Source organism: uncultured Roseovarius sp. (assembly GCF_913054395.1).
Lineage (GTDB): Bacteria > Pseudomonadota > Alphaproteobacteria > Rhodobacterales > Rhodobacteraceae > Roseovarius.
Window position 1 is genome coordinate 1 of sequence record NZ_CAJXIP010000256.1, and the last position, 2,592, is coordinate 2,592.

The window sequence follows — 2,592 nt, forward strand, 5'->3', positions numbered from 1 at the left end:
CGGATAGACGAACAACATCCCGGCACTTTGCGACAGCGTCTTGCGATGCATCAGCCCCTTGGCGCGCTCGGCCTTGTCATCGGCAAGTTCGACGCGGAACCGCGCCATGCCTGCGTCGCTTCGGAACATCACCACGTCGTCGCGGCATTCCTCTGCCGAGGCCATCGCCCCGGCAAAGGTCAAAACACACGCCGCTAGAACTCCGACGCCTTTACTGCCATTTCCCATCCGCACACCTCAGTTGCCATTCGGCCCCTTTTACCCTCGATCACGCGGATCGCCAATGCCTCGCCGGGTTGTAAATCAGCCAAACCAGAGCGATGCAGCACTTCTATGTGCACAAACACGTCCTCGTCGCAGCCAAAGGTATTGGCAAAACCGAACCCCTTGCCCTTGTCGAACCATTTGACACGCGCGGGCTCTAGCGGTGCTGCGCGGATGATTTCGGGGTCGATGTCATCAAGATCGGCAAGTCCGCCCGCCTCTGAGGCATCCGGCGGCTCGATCATGTGGACCGTGACCGCCTGACGTCCACGGTCGGTGCTTTGCACGTCAAGGTCCACTGCGGCCCTGTCGGCCACAGAACTCTGACCAAAGTTCCTTAGAACGTTGGCGTGCAACAAAATATCGGGACCACCTTCATCGGCAACTACAAAACCAAACCCTTTAACCGGGTCAAACCACTTAACACGTCCCTTTACTCTGCGAATATCATCATGTTCTATCGTCACTATGCCCTACCTAACAGTCTTCATCCCCAAGACTGCGTTAACACTTGCGTTATATTGCCCCTCTCCTGCAAGCCAAAAATATCTTTCATTTTCAATGCCATGCATTTCACGTCACGTGAAATTCAGGGATTGAGGCGCTGAACACTCCAAGTTTCGCCCGGGGCTGAACAACGCCATACAAAGCGATCATGGAGCCTGAATGCCCCATCCGCCCAGAATTCAATCTCAACCGGTTCGATTCTGAAACCTCCCCAAAAGGGTGGGCGTGGCGGATTGGTCCCTTTCTGCGCAGTGACCTTGGCCACCTTCGCCATCAATGTAGCCCGCGAATCGAGTGGGCGCGACTGTTCCGAGGCCCAGGCCCCGAGGCGGCTCTTGAGTGAGCGCGACGCATAATAGGCATCGGCCCTTTCGCCCGCTTCGCGCACCACCGGCCCGCGAATGCGAATCTGGCGGCGCAGCGATTTCCAGTGCAGCACCATCGCCGCCCGACCATTCTCGCCCAGCTCCTTCCCCTTGGCGCTTTCATAATTGGTATAAAAGACAAAGCCGTCCTCGGCGATTTCCTTGAGCAGGACCATGCGCACATTCGGCAGGCCGGTCGGATCGACGGTCGCGAGGGCGACGGCGTTTGGATCATTGATCTCGGAAGCCTCGGCCTCGGCCAGCCAGCGGCGGGCGATCTCGAACGGGTTGTCGCCCGCAAAAATTCCATCTCTTTGCATGGTCTTCTTTCTTCTTTTCTCTCTGCAATCCGCAATATCGGCAGGGGGCATCGTGCTGAAAATGCCCAATGTCAGGGGTCTCTGCCCATGTTGGGGGTTGCGGCTCTTGATGCAACCCTCCCTATCGCCTAAAGGACAGGTAATGCAGAATTGGGCCGGGGGCTGGGAATGTCAAATAATCTGATGGCGGGAAAACGCGGGCTTATCATGGGTCTTGCCAATGATAAATCAATCGCCTGGGGCATTGCCAAGGCCTGCGCCGATGCAGGGGCTGAACTTGCCTTTTCATATCAAGGGGATGCGCTCAAAAAGCGGGTTGCCCCTCTGGCCGCTCAACTTGGCTCGGATGTTGTCCTGCCCTGTGATGTAAGCGACATGGGATCGGTCGATGCGCTGTTTGCAGAGCTGGAGCAACGCTGGGGCAGCCTTGATTTCGTGGTGCATGCCATCGGATTTTCCGACAAGAACGAATTGCGCGGGCGTTACGTCGACACCAGCCGCGACAATTTCATGATGACCATGGATATTTCGGTCTATTCCTTCACCGCAGTGATGCAGCGCGCCGAAAAGATGATGAACGCAGGCGGCAGCGCCCTGACGCTGACCTATTATGGCGCCGAGCAGGTGATGCCGCATTACAACGTCATGGGCGTGGCCAAGGCCGCCCTTGAGGCCAGCGTGAAATACCTGGCCGAGGACCTGGGCAAGGACGGTATCCGCGTCAACGCCATCAGTGCCGGCCCGATCAAGACACTGGCCGCCAGCGGTATTGGCGATTTCCGCTATATCCTGAAATGGAACGAGCTGAACTCGCCGTTGCGCCGCAATGTGACGATTGACGATGTGGGACGCTCGGCGCTTTATCTGTTGTCCGATCTCGGCAGCGGCGTCACCGGCGAGAACCTGCATGTCGATGCCGGTTATCATATCGTCGGCATGAAGGCGGTCGACGCCCCCGATATCGACGCGACCTGATCGCGACGGGGCCTTGCGATGTCCTATCTCGACCTTTTCACCTTCAACGCGGTTCTGATCGCCGCCCTGCTGAGCCCCGGCCCCGCGCTTTTGTTCGCGCTGCGCACTGCGCTTGCAGATGGGCGGGCTTCGGGAATTGCGGCGAGTCTTGGGCTTGGGAC

General features: G+C 58.0%; 4 protein-coding genes. 1 reads left to right on the forward strand and 3 read right to left on the reverse strand.

The features are described 5' to 3' along the window. The 3 genes from QZ522_RS18955 to pdxH all read right to left on the reverse strand — a co-directional run. On the reverse strand, positions 1-183 hold a 183-nt coding region (locus QZ522_RS18955), incomplete at its 3' end, for a DUF192 domain-containing protein (RefSeq protein WP_365353963.1). A gap of 11 nt (positions 184-194) precedes the next feature. Continuing rightward, positions 195-731 carry a cold shock domain-containing protein gene (locus QZ522_RS18960; RefSeq protein ID WP_294615308.1) on the reverse strand — a complete coding sequence of 179 codons (537 nt, stop codon included), beginning with the start codon at positions 729-731 and terminating at the stop codon, positions 195-197. A gap of 122 nt (positions 732-853) precedes the next feature. Continuing rightward, positions 854-1,507, reverse strand: coding sequence for a pyridoxamine 5'-phosphate oxidase (pdxH, locus tag QZ522_RS18965; protein WP_294615314.1), 654 nt, complete (start codon positions 1,505-1,507; stop codon positions 854-856). Positions 1,508-1,624: 117 nt separating this feature from the next. Here pdxH and fabI point away from each other — a divergent pair, with 117 nt between their 5' ends. Beyond that, on the forward strand, positions 1,625-2,431 hold the full coding sequence (fabI, locus tag QZ522_RS18970) for an enoyl-ACP reductase FabI (protein ID WP_294615310.1): 807 nt from the start codon (positions 1,625-1,627) through the stop codon (positions 2,429-2,431). Positions 2,432-2,592: the final 161 nt, after the last annotated feature.

What these genes read in the sequence shown, in the direction of transcription:
- pdxH (WP_294615314.1), bottom strand. Translation starts at nt 1,507, where the DNA reads ATGCCCCCTGCCGATATTGCGGATTGCAGAGAGAAAAGAAGAAAGAAG.
- fabI (WP_294615310.1), top strand. Translation starts at nt 1,625, where the DNA reads ATGTCAAATAATCTGATGGCGGGAAAACGCGGGCTTATCATGGGTCTT.